The sequence below is a fragment of the Bacillus tuaregi genome, assembly GCF_900104575.1.
Classification (GTDB): Bacteria; Bacillota; Bacilli; order Bacillales; family Cytobacillaceae; genus Bacillus_BD; species Bacillus_BD tuaregi.
The window spans coordinates 109,563-130,066 of record NZ_LT629730.1 but is presented as its reverse complement, the minus strand read 5'-3'; the positions used below and the strand labels follow the sequence as shown (position 1 = coordinate 130,066).

Genomic DNA, 20,504 nt, shown 5'->3' with positions numbered 1-20,504 from the left:
CTAAAAAATTTTTTATTTTTCCTAATATAAAATGGACTGCTAGCCACACTTCTAGTCTAGTAAGTTGCCATTTTCATAGCGATAATTTTTCTTACCTATGAAAGCGCATACTACTAAACTGAACCCAGACAACATATTAACCCCAAGAATAATAGAAATACTGTCGCCACACTTTCAAAAGGCGCAACATAGTATTTCTCATTTTTTTATTCAATAAACACTATATGCATAGTGGTTATGATATTAATGTATTTTTTATCAGCATTTGCACTTATAAAGGAAATGACATCGAAGGAGGAAAAAGACAATGCAAGTAACAACGAATGCTGAACAAATCGTTCAGAAGACAAAATTTAACAAGTTTCATGGTGTGTTACTATTTTGGGGTGCCATATTAATGCTATTTGATGGGTTTGATTTAACCATCTATGGTGCAGTTGTCCCTACGTTAATGGAAGAATGGGGAATTTCTGCTGTTCAAGCAGGGATGTATGGGAGCTATGCCTTATTCGGCATGATGTTTGGTGCCTTAATCTTTGGAACATTGGCAGATAAACTAGGCCGTAAAAAGATTATCTTGATTTGTGTTTTTATCTTCAGTCTCTTTATGCTTCTTTCAGGATTAGCCCCAACTCCAGAAATGTTTGGAGTGTTCCGATTCATTACTGGCTTAGGCTTAGGTGGTATGATGCCAAATGTAATTGGATTAGTTAGTGAGTATTCCCCGGAAGGATTGCGCAGCCGGATGATTGCGACGATTATGGCCGGATATTCCATTGGCGGCGTTGTCGCTGCATTACTAAGTATGGTTCTGATTACTAATTTTGGTTGGGAGTCCGTCTTTTTCTTTGGTGCCCTTCCTATTTTATTCCTGCCGTTCCTCGTAAAGTCATTACCAGACTCAGTCGGAACATTAGTTTCTAAAAATGACTACAAAGGAATACAGAAGATTCTTGTAAAATTAAATTCCACTTATCAACCAACAGAAAATGAAAGATTTATTTTAAATAAACAAAAGGAAGATTCATCTCCTGTTAAGAATTTATTTACTGAAAACAGAGCCCTTTTAACCGTAATGATTTGGGTCACCTACTTTATGTCCCTATTGATGATCTATGGATTAAATACATGGCTGCCGAAATTCATGACCGAAGCTGGATTCCCGCTTGGTTCAAGCTTAAGCTTCCTTTTAGCGTTAAATGTCGGCGCGACTGTCGGTGCCATTCTGATGGGATGGGTAGCGGACCGTTGGGGTGTTGGGAAAGCACTTATTCTGTTCTTTGTCATTGCCGCTATTTCGATTACAAGCTTAGGATATGCAACCAATATGGTTCTATTGTATATTTTGGTAGCGATTGCAGGTGCCGCAACCGTTGGAACACAAAACCTTACACATTCCTACACTTCTCAATTCTACCCAATCACGATGCGCTCAACCGCTTTAGGATGGGCATTAGCCGTAGGACGTATTGGCGGAATCCTTGGACCAACCATTGGCGGTATTTTACTCGCTTCACAATTAACTTTACAGGTAAACTTTTTAGTATTTGCTCTTCCAGGAGTCATTGCCGCATTAGCTGTTTTCTTGGCCAATCAGCAAGGAGCGAAGGTTTTAAATACTAAAAAACAGGTGGACACATCTGCTAGTTAAGAATACGAACCATGCTTCAAAAATTTTATACGCTAGTTCAGGTGGATGAATGAAGATTATTCAAAGTTAGCCCTATCCAATTGGAGGATAGGGCTTTTTCGTGCGGTAGATAATATTGGGATGGCGCCGGTCACTTCGCACTTTTGGATACTGCCTGTCACCCGGCCTGTTTTTACAATATAATTGTATTGCCAAAATACTTTTTATACAATATAATCATATTGTTAAAAGAGAGGAGTGTTATTGCATGCCAAAAAAAGTGGATCTTGTTGAAAGAAAAAATCAAATTGCTGCTGCTACTTGGCGAGTGATTTTAAATAAAGGAATTGATAAAGCATCAATACAAAACATTGCAGAGGAAGCCCAAATGTCAGTTGGCTTAATACAGCATAATTTTTCATCGAAAGAGAAAATTATACATTATGCGATGAATTTAGTATTAAATCGGATGGAGGAACGGGCAAAGGCAAGGTCCCAAACATTTACTGGAACAAAGGAAGAAACTTTAAGAGGGTTAATGAATTTCCTTATTCCAACTGATGATGAGGAATTAATGGAAGCAAGAGTATGGATCTCATTCTTAGGGCGTTCCTTCAGTGATCCGACACTTTTCGAATTACAGCAAAGGATGGATCGTTATTCAAGGAATATGGTGCAGATGATGTTGAACCTGATGATAGATTTAGGATATGTGGATGAAAAAGCCGAGGTAGAATTAGAGCTTGAAACTCTTTATGCTTTTATCGATGGCATGGTCATCCATGTACTTCAAAGTCCGGCATTCTATACGGAAAGCAAGGTAGACCGATTAATCGAATACTATTTAAGTAATAAAAAGGGGACAGTACCGAATGGATAAAATCTCGCTCATTATACTCATTGCCATCGGCCTATTGATATTTCGGCAATTTATCCCGAAGGAAGTTAATCGCTTTGATTTTATCGGACTGCCTATTTTGGCATTATATAAAACCTATTCCAGTTTGCCGAATACATTGAGCACGACCATGCTGTTCGAGTTAATCATTCTTCTCGCATTAGGTGCGGTCATTGGCAACATTCAGGCACGGAAAACAAGAGTCATGTATCATGAGCATAAATTAAGTACGGTCGGAGGAATTAATTATATCATCGGGTTGCTTCTGCTGATTATCGGTCGGTTTATCGTTATATTTATTTTTAACTTTTCTACTATCATCTCTGGTTTTAAAAATGGTGGTGAATCCATAATGGTTGAACTTGCTCATTTCCTGACTGGTTCAGGAGATTGGATTCTTTGGTCTACCATAGCGGCCTCGACGATTCTTTATAGTATTACCTTATACACAAACCACTCGGAAATAAGAGGTTATATAAAGGAGCAATTGAAAAACTGAGGATGGTGATGAGGGCGGGACGTTTTTGAAAAAGGAGGGGGAGATTTCAATAGTGATTTACTCCATTTTATATAGTAATTATAAAATTGTAGGAGGGGAAGAAAGCCTAATTGATGAATATTTACTTCCATATAGTGAAACCGATGATGACTTATAGGGAATCAGAATCATAATTTCATGAGTATTGCTGAAATCCAGATAAGCAAGATGAATTTGACTTAATAGAAGTGACAAGTACCTGAATCCAAAAAGCAGGGAAACATGTACTTGTCACTGTATTTATTCTTAATTTACAAAGGTCGACATAATTCTACAAACTTCGGGCGGTGCCTGTCACCGGGACGGCTAATTCAACAACCGCATCCATTGGATTTCCGTTTACTAACATTTCAATGACATACGTATCTTCATACTCAAGCTCTGGATGATTGGGTAATATTTCTCCAAAAAATTGGCGGATTAATTGGTCGAATAATTTTCGGCTTTGACCTCCTTCTGCCGTAAGCACGACATAATCATTAGCCGGCAGAATTAATTGCTCCGCATCTTCCACAACGGTCGTCGTATTTGCTCCTGCGAAATAGGATAAGCTATCACTGCTGGTTGTCCCAACCGCATAACCGATTTTATCTCTGCTGCCAGCCATTAGCGCACCAAATTTGCCACTTTTGGCAAGGGACCCGAAGTGTGCGGTCTTTTGTTTCGATACTTCCTCCACATTTTCCATTGTTGGGAGTGGCACGCTCGTACTATAGCCAGTTAATTGTAATTCATCGATATGCTTGATTGTTAATTTTGTCATCATTCATTCCTCTTTTCTTCATTTGTATTTATACTATAACCAACAAACCTTGACAGCAGTCTGTCATATATACGGAGATATTTATGAAAATCGAGCGATTAATTTCTATCATTATGATTCTATTAAAGCGGGAGTTAGTTTCGGCCACTGAACTAGCAGAAACGTTTGAGGTGACAACACGGACGATTTATCGCGATGTCGAAACGCTTAGCATGGCGAATATTCCCATTTATACGGTTCCGGGTCGAGATGGTGGAATTGGACTCATGTCTACCTATAAGGTGGATAAAAAGCTGTTAACCTCAAAGGATTTACAAAATATATTAACGGCCTTACATGGTGTGGAGCAGTTGATTCAAAGTCCGGAAATCAAATCAACCATCACGAAAATCCGTGCTATGCAAACGGAACAACAAAACGATGAGCTGGATTTTTCTTTGCATTTTACCGGGTGGCCAGGAACAGAGGAATTGAAGGCGGTCGCTGAGTCTTTACAAGAGGCCATTCGCGATCAGATTATCGTCCAATTTGACTACTATGATGTAAATGGCACACACTCCTCTCGCAAAGTTGAACCCTATCACTTGATGTATAAAGGGGAGCGCTGGTACTTACAGGGCTATAGCTATGAACGAGAGGATTTTCGCACCTTTCGCTTGGCGCGCATGTCGAATTTGCAATTTACAAACGAAACTTTTCAGGCACGAGATTATAGCGTCATCGACAAAATTCCAAAGGATAAGCTCCCTCCAGTTTATCCGGTTCGGTTGAAAGCGAATATGCGGGTCCGCGATATCATTATTGAACGCTTTGGCATCTCAGTGATTACACCGTGTGATGATGACACCTACTATGCAGACTTGAAGCTTCCAAATGTGGAGAACGCCTATCGTTTTATTTTACAGTTAGGAGCAAATGCCCAAATTGTAGACGGCGGTATTTTCAAACAGGAGTTTCATCGTTATTTGGAAAAAGTGATTAACAACTATCGACCACAGTGAAACACCAATAAACGGTGTGAGCTACTAATGAAATCTACTTCTTATATTTATCAAATTCGCCCGTCGAATTTGCGTCCGGATTACCTGAGTTCGCTCGATAAACTACCTTAAAAAAATCCGTAACATCCACCGGAGTCTTAACTTCATTCAGCCGGGGTTTGAACCCCCACTGAATGAAGTTAAATAAAAGAACCCTATCTCTCAAATTTAGAGGATAGGGCTTAGATTATATTTAATTTCTAATATTTAGACTACTGAGCTTCTCTTATTCCTTAATGTCGACAAATAACGCCAAACTTCGGGCGGTGACAGGCACCCAAAAATGGGCACCCAAAAATGACCTAAAACTGAATGGCCATCGTTTTGGTTCCACCTACGTACACGACTCCATTTTCTCCTATTGTTGGACGGTTATCGATCCGTCCATCACCTGTATACTCAAAGACCTGTTTTTCATTATGATTCTGGTCATATTTAATCACTTTTGATACGTTAAAATAGCTTGTCACAACGTACACATTTCCTGATGAATCAAATGAAACAGGTGCTGTCCAATATTCTACAAAGTAGGTGGCGATTAATTGCCCTTCTGCACTAATCACATAAATTTTATCTGCTCCGTTCACATAGAGGTGTCCCTCTGGAGAAACTGTGACTTCTGAGTCACCAGCAAATAAATAATCGGTTTTTATCTCCCACTTTTTATCACCTGTAGTTTGATCAAAGGCCAATACCTTAGATAAGGTAGGCGAGACAACGTAGACAGATCCATCTTCACCGAAGGATGGTTTTCCCCATAAATAAAGGTCCTCTGACTTCCAAACCTGATTCCCTTGTAGGTCAAATGAGTATAAACTTCCTCCAGACGTTAAATATAAATTTCCTTGATAGATACTAAGGGCTGAATGGATATAATCATCGGAGACTTGCTTTTCCCATAATCGTTCCCCAGTATTTGTAAAGGCAGCAATCCAAGTTCCATGCGTTAAGGAAGAAACTGGAACATACAGCTTATCTTCGAAAAGAATCGGGTTTCCGACATCTCCTTTTTCTGACTGAAAAGGAATCTGCCCCATTTCTTCACCGTTTAAGTTATACGTATATAGATCGTTAAAGCTTTTCGCATAGATAATGCCGTCCTCAGAGATAACAGGGTCACCCAGGATAGTTGGTGTACTAAACTGCCAACGTTTCTCTCCTTGTGGAGTCAAGGAAACTAATGAACCACCCGATTCATTAACATAAATATTGTGATCAGGGCCGATTACCGGTACACCTGAAGTACCGATGAAGTTTTTTTCCCAAAGAAGAAAGGGTGTTTCTTCAACAGGATCTGGTTCTGGCTCAGGTTCTGGGTCCGGCGAGACATCGTCCCCTGTACAGGATGAACTTTCAGATACTAGTTCACGGTATGGGATAAGCGGTATGGTTTCATAAGTTAGGAAACCCCAGGTTAAGTCGGTTGTCACAAACTTATAAACCTCAGTCTGTATACAGGCTTCTCCGCTATCTCCATTCGCCTCAATCGAACCCTCTACTCCCGCGCTAGTTTCAACTCCGGCAATATTTATTTGCTTAAAACCAACACTTAATTCTGCTACAGGTCCCGCTTCAGCCTTAATTTTTCCAGAAAGCTCGGCTGTTTCCACATTGATTTCTGCCGTAGGATAACTATAGGTATTCGTTTCATAATGAACGAATCCAATTTCATCTCTTACACCCGTCACCTCAACCCCTGCCTTAAAGCCTAATTCTTCATGAATGTTTAGTTCAAGGTGCGCTTCACCCTCTATGGAAACAACGAAATCTATTGTGCCATTCGCAGTGAAGGCCCCATACACAGGGATTGAAATTTGGGCAAGCGGTATTTTGTATTCATTCTTTACATCTACAGAGCCCTCTAATAAGAAGTTTGCTTCCTGACTTGCTGAAAAAGAGACTACACCATTTTCCAAAAATAGGCCATCATATTTCAGCCTTGCATATACTGTTGGTGCATGAAGCCTTAAATCACCGGTTAAGTCTAAGGAAGAGGTTCCTGAACTAGTATCCCGTTCAAATAGCTTCTTATTAAACTTAAAAATGATATCCTGACCAAACTTCACCTCATCTTCTATAGTAGAAGCAATCCGAAAACTAGACTGTGGTTCCGCTTCTGCTTCTGCTACTTCTACCTCTACCCCTTCAAGCGGGAGAATATGATCAATCGTAACAGGGACCGTCTTATCAATATCCAGCTCCACTACAACCTCTTCAAGTTTTGGATTCGTATAGCTCCATACCTGAAAACCGTCCTTCGTGCTCAATTCACCTAATTTTGCCGCTAGTCCATTAGGAAATTCTTCTGATGGTGGCAACAACAGAATATCTCCACTTTGATAGGCAGAGAGGTCAGCCTCATTTGAGAAGTAGAGCTCATCACCTGACGTTACAGCTTCTAATGAGGAGAGAAGTTCATCCGTTATTTCGGAAACATTTTCTTCATACGTAACCTCTTTTGAAGAATCCGCATCATCCCCTGTATCCTCTGGATGCTCATCATCCCCTGAGTCTTCTGAATCGTCAGGATTTCCTGTATCTTCCGGATTGTCAGGATTTCCTGTATCCCCTGAATCGTCAGGATTTCCTGTATCCTCCGAACCGTCATTCTCATCTGTCTCTTCCTCAGATGGATCTGTTATGACCTCTGTATCATCACCTTCTGGAGCAGGGCTTCCCCCACCGCCTGAACTTCCACCTGTATTAGTGGTCGAGATGACAATCGTTTTGTCAAAAGTAATCGTTTCCCCTGACTTTAAGGTAGCCTCAATGGTTACTGTAACGGTGTAATCCTTTGTACTATTAGGTTCCGCTTCCCATGTAGCACTCCTACCATCATCAGCCACAGTTAATTTTCCAGCTGTTGCTTTCCAAGACGTCTTATAATTTGCCTCAGCGTGTTGACTCACTTGAAGGTTTAGTGAAACCGTCTGCCCATTGGAAACCTTCGTTTGATCGGCTTTGAGCTCAAATTGTTGCTTTAATTGTTCAACCTCTGCATCTTGTTGTTCACTCTTTACTTCATTAATATAGCGTGAGAGGAAAAGAGAAAAATGCAGTCTGGTTAACTTTCCTGTAGGGTCAAATGTACCATCTGTATGCCCTAGAGTGACACCATTAGAAGCTAATATATTTATAAACTCATATCCCCAATAGGTCGCTGGTACATCTTTGAAACTGTTAGTCTCTGACTCTTTCAGCTGTAAATGATATGCACCTACTAGGATTTTAGCCATTTGACTTCGAGTCATTTCTTCATTAGGTCTAAATGTACCATCGGGATAACCATCAATGATGCCCTTTTGTACTGCAGTTGCTATTTCAGCGTAAAATCGATAGCCTGGATCCATATCCTTAAAGTGTGGATCTTGACGATTTGATGTATCCAGCTTCATTTCACGAATAATCATTGCTACACCCTGCGCTCTAGTAATCGACTTATCCGGTTTAAATGTCTGGTCTGGATATCCTTGGATAATGCCTAGCTGAACTAATTGATTAATCTCTCGGTTATATTTGACGAAATCTTCTGCATCTTTAAACCCTTCATCATCCTGAGTTCCTTCTGCAGCTATGTATAGCGGTACAGCCTGTAATACTAATAGCAGACTCAGAAATATAGAAGAAACCCTTCTTAAGACCGTCTTTTTCATAAAAAATTTTCTTCCCTCCTATACGACTGTTTAGTTCGGTAAAGCCCTCTAATAATACCTCCTTTCTCGGATTTTAATCGGTATAATTGTACCATATATTCGCGATAATATATTTATTAATATAAGAATACTATTAATTATGTTTACGAGAGGGGTGCCTGTGGACCTGGATTTTCTAGATTGAATGTAGGTCTAATAAAAGCAGGGAGGAATGGAGATTTCTGTTTACGGGCCATGCCTTAATAGGACTCCGGGACATCGCTGTTCCTGAGTTTTAGCTAAAAAATATAACCCTACCTCTCTATGAGACAGGGCATACATCCTGTTCTTCTCGGTTATTTCTCCTTTGGAACACCGTGAAACAGATTTTTCGGGAGCCACCTATACAATAGGAAACGTCTAGCTGCATCGAAGTTACCCCTTATCCGTGATACCATCCTGTCTTACAATTCACATAAACAACATAGACTTCTTCACCGTCCATCATCGTATATACCGCATAAAAACCTTCATTGTTGTCATTAACGGAATCCTTTTTATAAATAATATTATCTCGTGAATCGATATAACCATTTTCGTCCACAACAGACCGTTCAAACTCCTCTTTTATACCAGGAGCCCATTCAAATGGGTCAGCTGCTTTCGCTTCCGCAGCCTGCCTGTCGGCTTCCTCCTTCGCTTTTGCAATCTCAGCATTTTTAATCGATTCATGGTTTGAATCCTTTAGCTTCATCGCTTCATCCTGAAGGGCTACAAACGTTGATAAATCATTTTGAAGTAATTCATCCAGCTTTTCATTAGATTGTGAAAAATCACCCGATTGGTTTAAGTTTTTTGCTTCAGTTAACAGAGCGTTATAACTCTTCTCATTCTCCTGAAACTGGACTAGCGCTTCCTTTTTGGCTTCCGCCTTAGCTGAAATTACCTTTGAACCCTCTTTTACTTTTATTGACTGATCTAGCACTTGTACAGCTTCATTTATTTGATTTTGATTCATGAAATCCTCCGCTTCCAAAATCAATTGAACTTGTTTCGTATACGCCTTTGCCGTCACATCATCTTCCTTCGCTTCCAACGCCATCTCGAATAGTCCCTCAGCCTTACTGAAATCATCCTCTGCAATCGCATCGAGTCCTTTTTGGATTGAATCTTGATACAATTCATCTGTCTTTGAACTGCAGCCTGCAAGAACCATGATTATTACACTAAAGACAATCATGAGCATTTTTAAATTTTGTAATGTCACTTTACCTCTCTCCTAGTCTGTTTCTTATCGTTACTTCTAGTGATTACAGGTTGTTATTAATTAATCACAGTTACTTCTATTACTTTAGATTTATCCCAGTCCTCACCAGGAATAATAGTAATGTCTGTGGTTCCAGGGGCTACTGCAATCATCCCCTTCGTATTATCAAAGATGTCAATGGTACCATTTGCACTAAATAATGTACGTTCGCTTACATTGCTGTTATCATCCCTTGTAAGGATTAATCTTTGCCCAACTTTCAGTATGATAGAGCGTATAAGGAGCTCTAATTCACCATCATTAGAAATCGAGTAGTGTATCACTACATCGTCAGCTGAAAGAGTATTGGGTTTTGAATTTTTCTGTGCTTCCTGTTCCACTGCTGCAACCTTCTCCTGAGCTTCTTGTTGCGCTTGTGCAATTTCGGCATTCCTAATAGCTGCATTATTAGATTCCTTTAGTTTCACAGCTTCATCTTTCATTGCGGTAAACGGGGTTAAATCTACCTTCAGTAATTCGTCAAGCTTATTGTTAGATTCTTGATATTGGCCGGATTCGTTTAGACCTTTGGCATCATTGAGTAGTGAAAGATATGTATTTTGATTTTCCTGGTACGTAAGAATTATTTCCTTTTTTGCCTGTGATTTAGCGGCAATTACCTTTGATCCCTCCTTGACCGTTATCGCCTTATCTAGCGAATGTACGGCATCATCTATGTTATTTTGTTTAATAAAATCATCCGCCTGTAAAAATAATTGGACCTGGCTCAAATACGCCTTTGCCGTCACATCATCTTCCTTCGCTTCCAACGCCATCTCGAATAGTCCCTCAGCCTTGCTGAAATCATCCTCTGCAATCGCATCGAGTCCTTTTTGGATCGATTCCTGATAGATGGCGTCCGTTTTCGAACTACATCCCCCTAAAAGCAGAAATACCCCTATTAAGACTACCATTCTGATCTTCACATGATATGTTTTCATATACAGTCGACCGTCCATTTCTGATTTTTTATTGTAAGCCCTACTTAAAGAATATAGTAAAAAGTTCATTTTCCATATGAAAATTTTACTCTATTAATCAAATTCGCCCGTCGAATTTGCGTCCGGAGGCTTAACTTCATTCAGGCGGGGTTTGAACCCCCACTGAAACGAAGACCATTTGCATTCATCCCCCACTTATAGAAGTGGAGGACTTCTGTTCCTGTCGCAAGCTTTCGGTACAAAAGGCATTTGCTGAATGAAGTTAAAAGTAATAAAAAACCCTATCTCACCGAATGACAAGATAGGGTTAATACATATTCTCTTCCAGTGCTTATCAATGGGACTGTGTAGACCTGGTCCTCTGGACTTCATTCGACAAATACCAACAAACTTCGGGCGGTGCCTGTCACCACTTAAACTGCGCTACCAATCCATTCAACTCCTCAGCCATATCTGAAAGAGTGTTCGAGGAAGTGGTGATTTCCTCCATGGCGGCTAGCTGTTCTTCTGTAGAGGCGGCAACCTCCTCTGATGTGGCGGCATTTTCTTGTGCGATGGCGGATAGCTCAGTTGAAATCGTCGTCGCCGCTTGGATGGCAACGGCCATTTGCTGAGCGGCCATGGATACCTCATCCATTTGCGGTGTCATTTCCTTCGTCGACTGAATGATGTCATTAAACTTTTCAATGGCATCATTGGATACGTTGACCCCACTCTGGACATCCTCCATAACACGGCCCATAATCGCAACAGAGTTGCCGGTATCTACTTGAATTCTCTCAATAATATTATAGATTTCCTTCGCTGACTGCTGAGATTGCTCCGCAAGCTTCCGCACCTCTTCCGCTACGACGGAGAAGCCTTTGCCATGCTCACCTGCACGGGCTGCCTCGATCGCGGCATTTAAAGCTAGCAGGTTCGTTTGATCCGCAATGCTCGTAATGACGGATAAGATAGAATTGACTTCCTTTGAACGCTCATTTAATAATTTAATCACTTGGTTCGATTCTGTAACAGAATCATAGATCGATTGCATTTGCGCTACCGTATCCTGCACCGCTTGCCCGCCATCCTCCGCATATCGCATCGCATGATGGGAAAGGTCATAGACTTTCGTCGAGCTCTCGGCAATCCGTATCACACCCTCTGTCACCTTCTCAAGTGCTAGCGCATTTTCGTCTACCTTTTGTGTTTGTTTTTCCGCACTTCCTGCCACTTCTTGAATCGCCAGCGTCACCTGCTTCGTTGTCGTGCTTGTCTGCACCGCATTGGTTGATAGCTCCTCAGATGCATCTGTCACTTGCTTAGCGCTTCGTTCGATTTTCTGGACAAGGTTTCGCAGGCTGTCCTGCATTTCATTAAATGCCCTGCCCAGCTGCCCAATCTCATCATTCGTCTTAATGTCAATCGGCTCCGTTAAATCCCCCTGGCTAATCGTAATCGCTTTTTCCTTAATCCTATTTAGCGGCTTAATAATAAATTGAATAATAAAGTATATGGCTAAAGAACCAATGAAAACAGAAAGCAGCATGACGATAACGGTTACCTTAAGGATGGAAGCAGTGTGTGAACTAATCTCTGCGGTGACGATATTCCCGCCTAATTTCCAGCCGGTTATGTCATTGGTGATATACTTCATAATTTTCTGTTCACCGCCGAACTCATAGGTTAATTCTCCTCGATCTTTTACGTACATTTTATCGAAAAACTCTTCACTTGCCTCGCTTCCTTCGGGGTTCACGGGATGTGCAAGGTACTTCTTATTGGCATCTAATAAAAAGGCGTATCCTCCCTCACCCACCTTAATCTGGTTAATTAATTTTTTCAGGTAAGCCAAATCAATATCGATACCGATAACCGCTTTTCCATCAGCTGTTGTTTGGGAAAGCGTGACCACCATTTCATCTAGTCCTGCTGAAAGATAGGGTTCAGAAAGCACCACCTGACCCTTTTGTGCCATCGATTCCTTATACCAATCTCTTTCCCTTGCATCATAATCCGGGTCCAAATCGGTAATAGGCTGCTCAAGAAATGCTCCATCTTCCGTACCAATATAAATATTCGTTACTTCATCATTGAGTTTATAATATTGTTCAAACCTTTGCAGTAAATCGGTTGCCGTGCTTTCTTCATCAAACGAAGTCGGAGCATTTTCGGCAAAGTACTCTACGTTTTTCGCCTTCGCTTCTATCACTTGATTAATAGATGAATTGACTAAATTTAGATTTTCATCGATTCCTGCCAAAATTTCATCCTGGACCGTATTTTTGGCAGTTACATAAGACAACCCACCGACAATAAGAATAGGAATAATTAAAATAAGGCTAAAGGCTGAAGTTAATTTTGTTCTAATATGACTGATTCTCATACGGCTTATACGACTGAAGATTTTTTTCACACGAATAACCTCTTTATAATAGTTTTTGAATGAGCACCTTTTTTGTAAATATTTTGTCTTTTTGTAACTCTTCTATCCATAACCATAGCTACATATTTATTAATTTTAGGTTAAAAGGCTTATTATTTCTATGATTTATATCACCTGGGACAAGGGTCAGTCCCTCATCCCAGTTCATTATTTTACAAAAAATAGCCCTATCTCTCTGATTTAGAGATAGGGCATACTTCTCATTCTCTTCAACTATTTCCTTCGGGACAACGGACCTCCCTTCCGAACTTCATTCGACAAATAAAGACAACCCTCGGGGCGTGCCTGTCACTGAACCTGAATAGAGCCATAGGCTGCCACCGAAATAAAATATCGCAATTGCAAAATATCCATCACCCAATCCCCCTTATATAACTTACATATTATTAAAATTTGAAAATTTCATCTTATTATTATTATTATACAATAGTAATATTTGTGATTTATTAAGCATTTTGAGAACTTATTTAGGGAGAGGACTTTGCAGGAATAAATATTGGTTTTGATTAAGAAACATTTGATTCCAATCTTCAATACTCAGCAGGAATTCCACCCCCTAAGGCTACAACCTTAGTTCAATCACGCTTCCTTACACAAAATCGAACAATTTAATTCAATTAAGAATTATTTGTGAAATATCGAACATATGCAATGATTCCATTTTTGGAAATATTTATAATAGAGAGGTAAGTGCTTCTACTACCTATCTAGTGAAAGGGATGTTTAAGATGGCTAACTGTTATCCAGCTTTGTTCTCTCCTATTAAAATTGGAAGTATGGAAGTGAAGAATCGTATTGCGATGATGCCGATGGGGGTTTTTAGTCCGCGGTTGATGGGCCCGAACGGAGCGTACACGAAAGAAGGCGCTGACTATTACATTGAAAGAGCCAAGGGCGGCACCGGGTTAATTATTACTGGATTGCTTCCTGTCGGCTGGTTTCCAAAGGGCCATGGACCCGGCGACCGAGGGGAAGGGTTTAATAAATATATTGAGCAGCAAAAGTATTTAGCAGATGGCATACATAAATATGGTTCAAAGGTCATCGTTCAAATCACTGCCCTATCCGGCCGCTCAAGCACCAATCCAGAGGACCCGGCTCCAAGTGTATTGCCAAATGTATGGGATCCGACGAAGAAGAACCGGGAAATGACGAAGGAGGAAATCCACAGTTATATAGAACAATTTGCAAATGCAGCGTTAGCATGTAAAATGGCTGGAATTGACGGCGTCGAGGTTCATGCCGTTCATGAAGGCTATTTATTAGATCAATTTACAATGGCCTACGCCAATCATCGAACCGATGAATACGGCGGCAGTTTGGAAAATCGCTTGCGTTTCCCGGTTGAAATTGTCCAAGCGATTAAGGAGGCCTGCGGGGATGATTACCCAGTCACATTGCGTTACAGTATAAAAAGCTATATGAAAGGCTATAACAGAGGCGCACTCCCAGGGGAAAAATTTGAAGAGTTTGGCCGGGATTATGAGGAAAGCTTCCTTGTGGCGCAAAAACTGGTCGAGGCTGGGTATGATGCATTGAACTGCGATAACGGAAGCTACGACTCTTGGTTTTGGCCGCATCCACCCGTTTATATGCCAAAGGCCTGCAATTTAGAGGATGTTAAAATGCTGAAAAAACATGTAAACGTTCCTGTCATTTGCGCTGGTAAATTTGATGACCCTGAGTTAGCGAATGAAGCAATTGCGAATGGTGATATCGATATGATGGGCATGGGTCGTCCATTATTGGCTGATGCAGAAATTGCCAACAAGTTTGCTGCCGGCGCTTTGGATGATATCCGTCCATGTATCGGCTGCCACAACGGCTGCTTGTCTGCCATTTTTCAAGGAAAAGACATCTCATGTGCCGTGAATCCAGCCTGTGCCAGAGAATATACGTATGATATTGGAGTAGCCGAGCGTTCAAGACGGGTCTTAGTTGTCGGCGGCGGACTCGGGGGAATGGAGGCTGCCCGTGTCTGTGCACTCAAAGGGCATCAGGTTGATTTAGTGGAAAAAACAGATCAGCTCGGCGGCGCCTTTATTGCTGCAGCTGCTTTTGACTATAAAGAAGATGACCGCCGCTTACTCAAATGGTATATCAAACAAATGAATGATTTAGGCGTCAATATTCATTTCCACACTGAGGTGACAAAGGAATGGATTGCGGAAAATGATTATGAGGATATCTTCATTGCGACCGGCGCTAAGGAACGAAAGCTATCTATCACTGGCTTCGATTCTAATCTGGTAACCTATGCAGTCGATACCTTGCTGCATAATCCAATCGATGGAGAAGATATCGTTGTCGTAGGCGGCGGTTTAACAGGAATTGAACTGGCCTGTGAGTTGGGTAAAAAGGGCAAAAACGTGACGGTCGTTGAAGCACAGGATACGATTCTGAATTCATTTGGCTTATCCGCGGCCAACTATAATATGCTTATGGAAATGCTGGATTACTATGACGTCAATGTCTTGAAATCCTCGAACGTTACAAAATATGAAGATGGAATCGCCTATGTAACGACGACGGTGAAAAATTATCCAAATGCTGCCAACCGGGCAAAAAGGCCGTTTACCATCGGATCCGCCGGCATGCCACAGCCATCACAAATTAAAGCTGACCACATTGTTGTTTCTGCAGGATATGAGAGCGACAACCGACTATACGAAGAAGTGAATGCTGAAAACGTGTATCTGATTGGCGATGCCGACAGGCCTGAAAGTGTGATGAAGGCCATTTGGGATGCCTATGACGCAGCCCGCAGCATTGAACAACGCGAAAGCCGAGTTTTACAGCCGGTGTAAAATGACTAGGACAGAAGCTGAATGCATGAAAGGAGAAACGCGGGGACGGTTCTTCTGATGCTTCAAAATAATTGTAAAAAAATAACATAAGAAAAATGTGCCATTATGGTGATGTTTGATTTCGTAGTAAATCAATACATCAATGGCACACTTTTTTTGCTTTTATATTTGTTTAGGTGAGAGTTTTTTGGCTATAACTTCGGGCGGTCACAATGACCTGTTCTGTGTTCTGTGTTCTGAATTACTGAGCTAACGCTGCATTTTTACCAGCAATTCTACCAAATGTATTAATGTCAGCTAACGCGTTTCCGCCAAGACGGTTGGCACCGTGGATTCCGCCTGTTACTTCGCCGGCAGCAAATAATCCAGGAATGACATTGCCTTCTTTGTTTAATACTTCGGCATTTGTATTAATTTGGATTCCACCCATTGTGTGGTGGACTGTTGGTACCCTTTTACCAGCATAGAATGGAGCGGTATCAATTTTTTGGTCGTATAACGAACGGCCAAATGCATCTTCTCCTGTTTCAACCGCTTTGTTGAAGTCTTCAACAGCCTTCACAAAGTTTTCCGGATTTACTCCCATTTGTTTAGCCAAATCTTCTAATGTATCCGCTTGATAAGCTCGGCCTGCAGCCACTAGTTCATCAATAGATTCATTGAAGTTATTCTTTGTATCTCCAGTTGGATATGAATGCTTGTCAACAATTGTCCACATAAATTGTTCTGGCTGTTCCATAAGAGCCTTTGTCATCACGTCACGTCTTTCGCCTTCATCGACAAAGCGGTTACCGTCTTTATTAACGAAGATACGGTTTTCTACCCCTTGCTCGATGTTACCGCTAAGACTTCCTGTTTCCGGATCACCCATTGGTAATAATTGAATTTGTCCCATATCAACTAGGTTCGCACCAATTGCTTCTGCCATTACCATACCGTCACCTGTGGCTCCAGTGTGGTTAGTTGTTTTTAAGCTTGATAGATCAGGCCATGTTTCATTATATTTGTTTCTCATTTCAACATTCGCACCGAAACCACCGGCTGCAATAATGACACCTTTTGTTGCAGTTACTTTTACATTACCATTCTTTCCTTCTGCTTGAACACCGACTACGCGATCGCCATCCATGATTAATTCTTTTACTTCTGTTTCAACTAGTACTTCTACTTCACCATTTGTTCCGTCAATGTAATTCATGAAAGTATCAATATAACCAGTTCCTAGTGGTTTCACTGGTTTATGGGCACGTGGCCATAAGCCACCAAGAACGGTAAAGACTTCATCTTTAAATTCCATTCCATTGCCTTCTAACCATTGAAGAGTTGGATAGGCATTTTCAACTAACGTACGGATTAGTTCAGGATTTCCTAATTTGTCTCCGCCTTCATAGGTTTGTTGGAAGTGCAGGTCCACAGAGTCTTCAATTCCCTGTGCTTCCTGTCTGCTAGGGTCCACTGCGTTATAAGCAGATCCTGATAGAATCGTATTTCCGCCTACTTGGGACATTTTTTCAAGAACAACTACTTTCGCGCCATTTTCATGTGCTGAAACGGCTGCTGAAAGTCCGGCACCACCTGCACCAATTACCACAACATCTGTTGTATACTCTTTATCTTCTTTCTTAGCTGTTGCTTGTTTTTTGCTTAGTTCATCGATATTTCCACCAGCTGCCTTTATGGCTTCTGTAATCGCAGCGATTAAACCTTTAGAAGAGTTTGTTGCACCTGAAACGATGTCAACGGCCAATGTTTGACCGTCAAGGACGGATTGTGGAATATTTTTGATGGCTGCATCGGAAATGCCTTCACTTTCTTTATGTTCCAATACGTTGATTGCCAATATCTTTTCACGGTCTACTTCGACTTCTACTTTGATTTCACCGTTATTTCCTTTGCCAACACCGGTATACGTACCAGGCGTAAAGCCTTCTGCTTCAGATTTTGATGTGTCTGCTGTGTCAGTTGATTCTGATTTTCCGCATGCCGCTAAAAACATCGCTAGAATCAACATGAGGGACAACAATAAAATACTGACTTTTCTCTTCTGCATTGGTTTTTCCTCCTAAGTTGTTATTCATGTGATAAGACCCACCCTTCCTTCGTAAAAGTGCGAAAAGTGAAAAGTCTCATGTGAAATAAATCACAACTTAATTCTATCATTCTAAGCGTTTACATGGTTTATTCACATATGTACAGATAATGACCAAACTGGTAATAATCAATGAAAAAAATCTATTTATTTTTCTTTTTAGTAATGTCGTATTTTAAAAATGTCTATTTATTGGGGGCTTGATCACAGTGACCGCTAAATTATAAAATCTCCTCAAACATACTAATAACTTCTTCTTTGGTAGGCTCGAATGGGTTGCCTGGAGCACAGGCATCCTTTAGGGCATTGTCAGCCAGCTTATCTAAATCAACCTCCGTTACGCCAAGTTCGCATAGTGTATTTGGAATTCCTACTTCCTTGGATAGTGATTTAATGGCTTCTATAACTTCTTCTGCACATTCTTTATCTGATTTTCCATCCACATCAATGCCTGCTGCTTTGGCAATGGCACGGAATTTTCTTGGGTCGCGTTTGGCATTTTCCCTTTCTACAATTGGCAGAAGCATCGCGTTGCATACACCGTGCGGCAGGTCATAAAGGCCGCCTAGCTGGTGTGCCATCGCATGGACAAAGCCAAGGCCTGCATTATTGAACGCAATTCCACCTAAGAACATGACATAGGTCATTTGTTCACGCGCTTCAATATCATATCCGTCCTTTACAGCACGAGGCAGATAGTTGAAGACAATTTCAACAGCAGCAAGGGCAGTGGCATCCGTTACGGTATAAGCTCCCGGTGTGACAATCGCTTCAATGGCATGCGTGAGTGCATCCATTCCCGTTGCAGCCGTTAATGCCGCTGGTTTGTTTACCATTAGCTCTGGATCGTTTACAGAAATGGTTACTAAAGAATTTTTATCAACCATCACCATTTTCACTTCGCGCTCTTTATCCGTAATCACATAGTTAATCGTGAATTCACTTGACGTTCCTGCAGTTGTGTTCACCGCTACAATCGGTACCGCTTTGTTTTTTGTTTTACCCACACCTTCATAATCCCTTAGGTCCCCGCCATTTGTGACATACAGACCAATCGCTTTTGCTGTATCCTGCGGTGACCCGCCGCCAATGGACACAAGTACATCGCAGTTATTAGTTTTAAATACATCGACGCCGGCATAAACATTTTCAGTCGTTGGATTTGGCCTTACATCATCATAGACGATGTAATCTAGATTAATAGAATCCAACTGAGCTGTTACTTTTCCCGCTACTCCAGATTGATTTAAAAACTTATCAGTTACAACAAGAGCCTTTTTAAATCCAAATTCCTTCATTTGTGAACCTAATTCCTTTAGACAGCCTCTTCCCATTAAATTAATGCTTGGCACATAAAATACATGACTCATTATTTTTCCTCCTTACAAATTGTTCAGATTTTCACAACCATATGTTTAAATAAAGGGACAAAAGCGTCCCTTAAATACTCTCTATTAATTACTAATCTATTAATATATTTCTAGTCTTACAGCTTCAAAATCCCTTCCCGAGGAACCACGTTGAATGCATCCGCAAGGTCTTGCAACTGCTGATCTGTGATGGTCTGCTTTTTCCCGCCTTGAGCACAAACAATGGTATATACCTCTGCAGCTTTTTCAGCTGTTTCAATCAAACCAAAGGTTTCATCCATGGTTGTACCAGCGCCGAACACACCATGATGCGGCCAAAGAGCAAGACGGACATCCTTCATTCTTTTAGCCGTTGCTTCACCAATTTCATTGGTGCCCGGAACAATCCATGGAACCACGCCAACACCTTCGGGGAATACAACAAGACATTCTGTACACATTTCCCATAGGGTCTTTGTCATCTCTTCCTCCTTTAGGCTATGCGTAAAGGTCATGGCAATTAGATGGGTCGCATGGCAATGCATGATCACTCGATGATTTGGGTCTACAGACAAGCGCACCATATGGTTCATTAAATGGGTTGGCAGCTCGCTTGTCGCCACTCCGCCATCCTCAAAACCCCAAAGGATTTCATAGCTTTTTCCATCCATCGAAATCCGAATGACTCCCAAGCATGTACTCGGATCCTTCTCAACATTTTTAAAATATTTCCCAGAACCTGTCACAATAAAATATTTCCCTGCAAGCTCAGAAGCATCAAAATTCATCGGTATAGTTCGAACCGCTTGGTTAACATCTAGGAACGGACGAACTTCTTCCTCTTTTAATAGATAGCTAATATTTCCGCCGTTTCTTTCATCCCAGCCTAAGCGGTAAAGATTAGACGTTGTTTCAACCATTTCTTGTAAAAATGGAGCTGTATAAATAAATTGTCTTTCAATTGTTGGGATCATGTTTCATGCACTCCTTACTGTATTTAATGGAAAGACTCTATCATCCACAGTCTAAATGATAGAGTCGGATTTTTTTTTAATAATGCTAATAAGTACCTTATAATCTCTT

Annotated in this window: 13 protein-coding genes and 1 pseudogene; 5 read left to right on the top strand and 9 right to left on the bottom strand. The window is 41.0% G+C overall.

Translation table 11 applies throughout. The features are described from left to right. Nucleotides 1–307: 307 nt before the first annotated feature. The 3 genes from BQ5321_RS01275 (at nucleotide 308) to BQ5321_RS01265 (ending at nucleotide 3,027) form a co-directional block, all read left to right on the top strand. The gene (locus BQ5321_RS01275) at nucleotides 308–1,651 is read left to right on the top strand and encodes an MFS transporter (RefSeq protein WP_071392819.1); all 1,344 of its coding nucleotides are present in this window, start codon (nucleotides 308–310) and stop codon (nucleotides 1,649–1,651) included. A gap of 247 nt (nucleotides 1,652–1,898) precedes the next feature. Next, on the top strand, nucleotides 1,899–2,510 hold the full coding sequence (locus BQ5321_RS01270) for a TetR/AcrR family transcriptional regulator (RefSeq protein WP_071392818.1): 612 nt from the start codon (nucleotides 1,899–1,901) through the stop codon (nucleotides 2,508–2,510). Beyond that, nucleotides 2,503–3,027: a hypothetical protein gene (locus tag BQ5321_RS01265; RefSeq protein ID WP_071392817.1), complete on the top strand. Its 525-nt coding sequence runs from the start codon at nucleotides 2,503–2,505 to the stop codon at nucleotides 3,025–3,027. The genes BQ5321_RS01270 and BQ5321_RS01265 overlap by 8 nt, the downstream gene beginning before the upstream one ends. A 310-nt stretch (nucleotides 3,028–3,337) precedes the next feature. Here the strand turns inward: BQ5321_RS01265 and BQ5321_RS01260 are convergent, their stop codons facing one another. Further along, a complete protein-coding gene (locus BQ5321_RS01260) occupies nucleotides 3,338–3,832 on the bottom strand; it encodes a GyrI-like domain-containing protein (RefSeq protein ID WP_071392816.1) in 495 nt (164 codons plus the stop codon). 80 nt (nucleotides 3,833–3,912) lie between these two features. Between BQ5321_RS01260 and BQ5321_RS01255 the strand changes: the two genes are divergently transcribed. After that, the gene (locus BQ5321_RS01255) at nucleotides 3,913–4,830 is read left to right on the top strand and encodes a helix-turn-helix transcriptional regulator (protein ID WP_071392815.1); all 918 of its coding nucleotides are present in this window, start codon (nucleotides 3,913–3,915) and stop codon (nucleotides 4,828–4,830) included. A 341-nt stretch (nucleotides 4,831–5,171) separates the two neighbouring features. Here BQ5321_RS01255 and BQ5321_RS01250 read toward each other — a convergent pair whose 3' ends face one another. From BQ5321_RS01250 to BQ5321_RS25015, 5 genes and pseudogenes are all read right to left on the bottom strand, one after another. Then, nucleotides 5,172–8,522 carry an S-layer homology domain-containing protein gene (locus BQ5321_RS01250; RefSeq protein ID WP_071392814.1) on the bottom strand — a complete coding sequence of 1,117 codons (3,351 nt, stop codon included), beginning with the start codon at nucleotides 8,520–8,522 and terminating at the stop codon, nucleotides 5,172–5,174. A 421-nt stretch (nucleotides 8,523–8,943) separates the two neighbouring features. Further along, nucleotides 8,944–9,768 carry a cell division site-positioning protein MapZ family protein gene (locus BQ5321_RS01245; RefSeq protein ID WP_071392813.1) on the bottom strand — a complete coding sequence of 275 codons (825 nt, stop codon included), beginning with the start codon at nucleotides 9,766–9,768 and terminating at the stop codon, nucleotides 8,944–8,946. Between the two features lie 56 nt (nucleotides 9,769–9,824). Continuing rightward, nucleotides 9,825–10,748, bottom strand: coding sequence for an outer membrane protein assembly factor BamD (locus BQ5321_RS01240; RefSeq protein ID WP_071392812.1), 924 nt, complete (start codon nucleotides 10,746–10,748; stop codon nucleotides 9,825–9,827). Between the two features lie 406 nt (nucleotides 10,749–11,154). Then, a complete protein-coding gene (locus BQ5321_RS25020; protein WP_390622125.1) occupies nucleotides 11,155–12,102 on the bottom strand; it encodes a methyl-accepting chemotaxis protein in 948 nt (315 codons plus the stop codon). Continuing rightward, nucleotides 12,097–13,116 (bottom strand): annotated as a pseudogene (locus BQ5321_RS25015) (HAMP domain-containing protein); the annotation flags it as partial. The pseudogene BQ5321_RS25015 and the gene BQ5321_RS25020, both read right to left, overlap by 6 nt. A gap of 779 nt (nucleotides 13,117–13,895) precedes the next feature. Here BQ5321_RS25015 and BQ5321_RS01230 point away from each other — a divergent pair. After that, on the top strand, nucleotides 13,896–15,983 hold the full coding sequence (locus tag BQ5321_RS01230) for an FAD-dependent oxidoreductase (RefSeq protein ID WP_315970069.1): 2,088 nt from the start codon (nucleotides 13,896–13,898) through the stop codon (nucleotides 15,981–15,983). Nucleotides 15,984–16,224: 241 nt separating this feature from the next. Here BQ5321_RS01230 and BQ5321_RS01225 read toward each other — a convergent pair whose 3' ends face one another. The 3 genes from BQ5321_RS01225 to rhaD form a co-directional block, all read right to left on the bottom strand. After that, a complete protein-coding gene (locus BQ5321_RS01225) occupies nucleotides 16,225–18,033 on the bottom strand; it encodes a flavocytochrome c (protein ID WP_084786583.1) in 1,809 nt (602 codons plus the stop codon). Between the two features lie 260 nt (nucleotides 18,034–18,293). Further along, the gene (locus BQ5321_RS01220) at nucleotides 18,294–19,445 is read right to left on the bottom strand and encodes an iron-containing alcohol dehydrogenase (protein WP_187143713.1); all 1,152 of its coding nucleotides are present in this window, start codon (nucleotides 19,443–19,445) and stop codon (nucleotides 18,294–18,296) included. A gap of 113 nt (nucleotides 19,446–19,558) precedes the next feature. Further along, a complete protein-coding gene (gene rhaD, locus BQ5321_RS01215) occupies nucleotides 19,559–20,395 on the bottom strand; it encodes a rhamnulose-1-phosphate aldolase (protein ID WP_071392809.1) in 837 nt (278 codons plus the stop codon). Between the last annotated feature and the right edge of the window lie 109 nt (nucleotides 20,396–20,504).

Excerpts from the sequence above, each read along its gene's own strand:
- BQ5321_RS01265 (WP_071392817.1), top strand. The coding sequence starts at position 2,503 with ATGGATAAAATCTCGCTCATTATACTCATTGCCATCGGCCTATTGATA.
- BQ5321_RS01240 (WP_071392812.1), bottom strand. The coding sequence starts at position 10,748 with ATGAAAACATATCATGTGAAGATCAGAATGGTAGTCTTAATAGGGGTA.
- BQ5321_RS01225 (WP_084786583.1), bottom strand. The coding sequence starts at position 18,033 with ATGCAGAAGAGAAAAGTCAGTATTTTATTGTTGTCCCTCATGTTGATT.
- BQ5321_RS01250 (WP_071392814.1), bottom strand. The coding sequence starts at position 8,522 with ATGAAAAAGACGGTCTTAAGAAGGGTTTCTTCTATATTTCTGAGTCTG.
- BQ5321_RS01230 (WP_315970069.1), top strand. The coding sequence starts at position 13,896 with ATGTTTAAGATGGCTAACTGTTATCCAGCTTTGTTCTCTCCTATTAAA.
- BQ5321_RS01260 (WP_071392816.1), bottom strand. The coding sequence starts at position 3,832 with ATGATGACAAAATTAACAATCAAGCATATCGATGAATTACAATTAACT.
- rhaD (WP_071392809.1), bottom strand. The coding sequence starts at position 20,395 with ATGATCCCAACAATTGAAAGACAATTTATTTATACAGCTCCATTTTTA.
- BQ5321_RS01270 (WP_071392818.1), top strand. The coding sequence starts at position 1,899 with ATGCCAAAAAAAGTGGATCTTGTTGAAAGAAAAAATCAAATTGCTGCT.
- BQ5321_RS01255 (WP_071392815.1), top strand. The coding sequence starts at position 3,913 with ATGAAAATCGAGCGATTAATTTCTATCATTATGATTCTATTAAAGCGG.
- BQ5321_RS01275 (WP_071392819.1), top strand. The coding sequence starts at position 308 with ATGCAAGTAACAACGAATGCTGAACAAATCGTTCAGAAGACAAAATTT.
- BQ5321_RS25020 (WP_390622125.1), bottom strand. The coding sequence starts at position 12,102 with ATGCAGGACAGCCTGCGAAACCTTGTCCAGAAAATCGAACGAAGCGCT.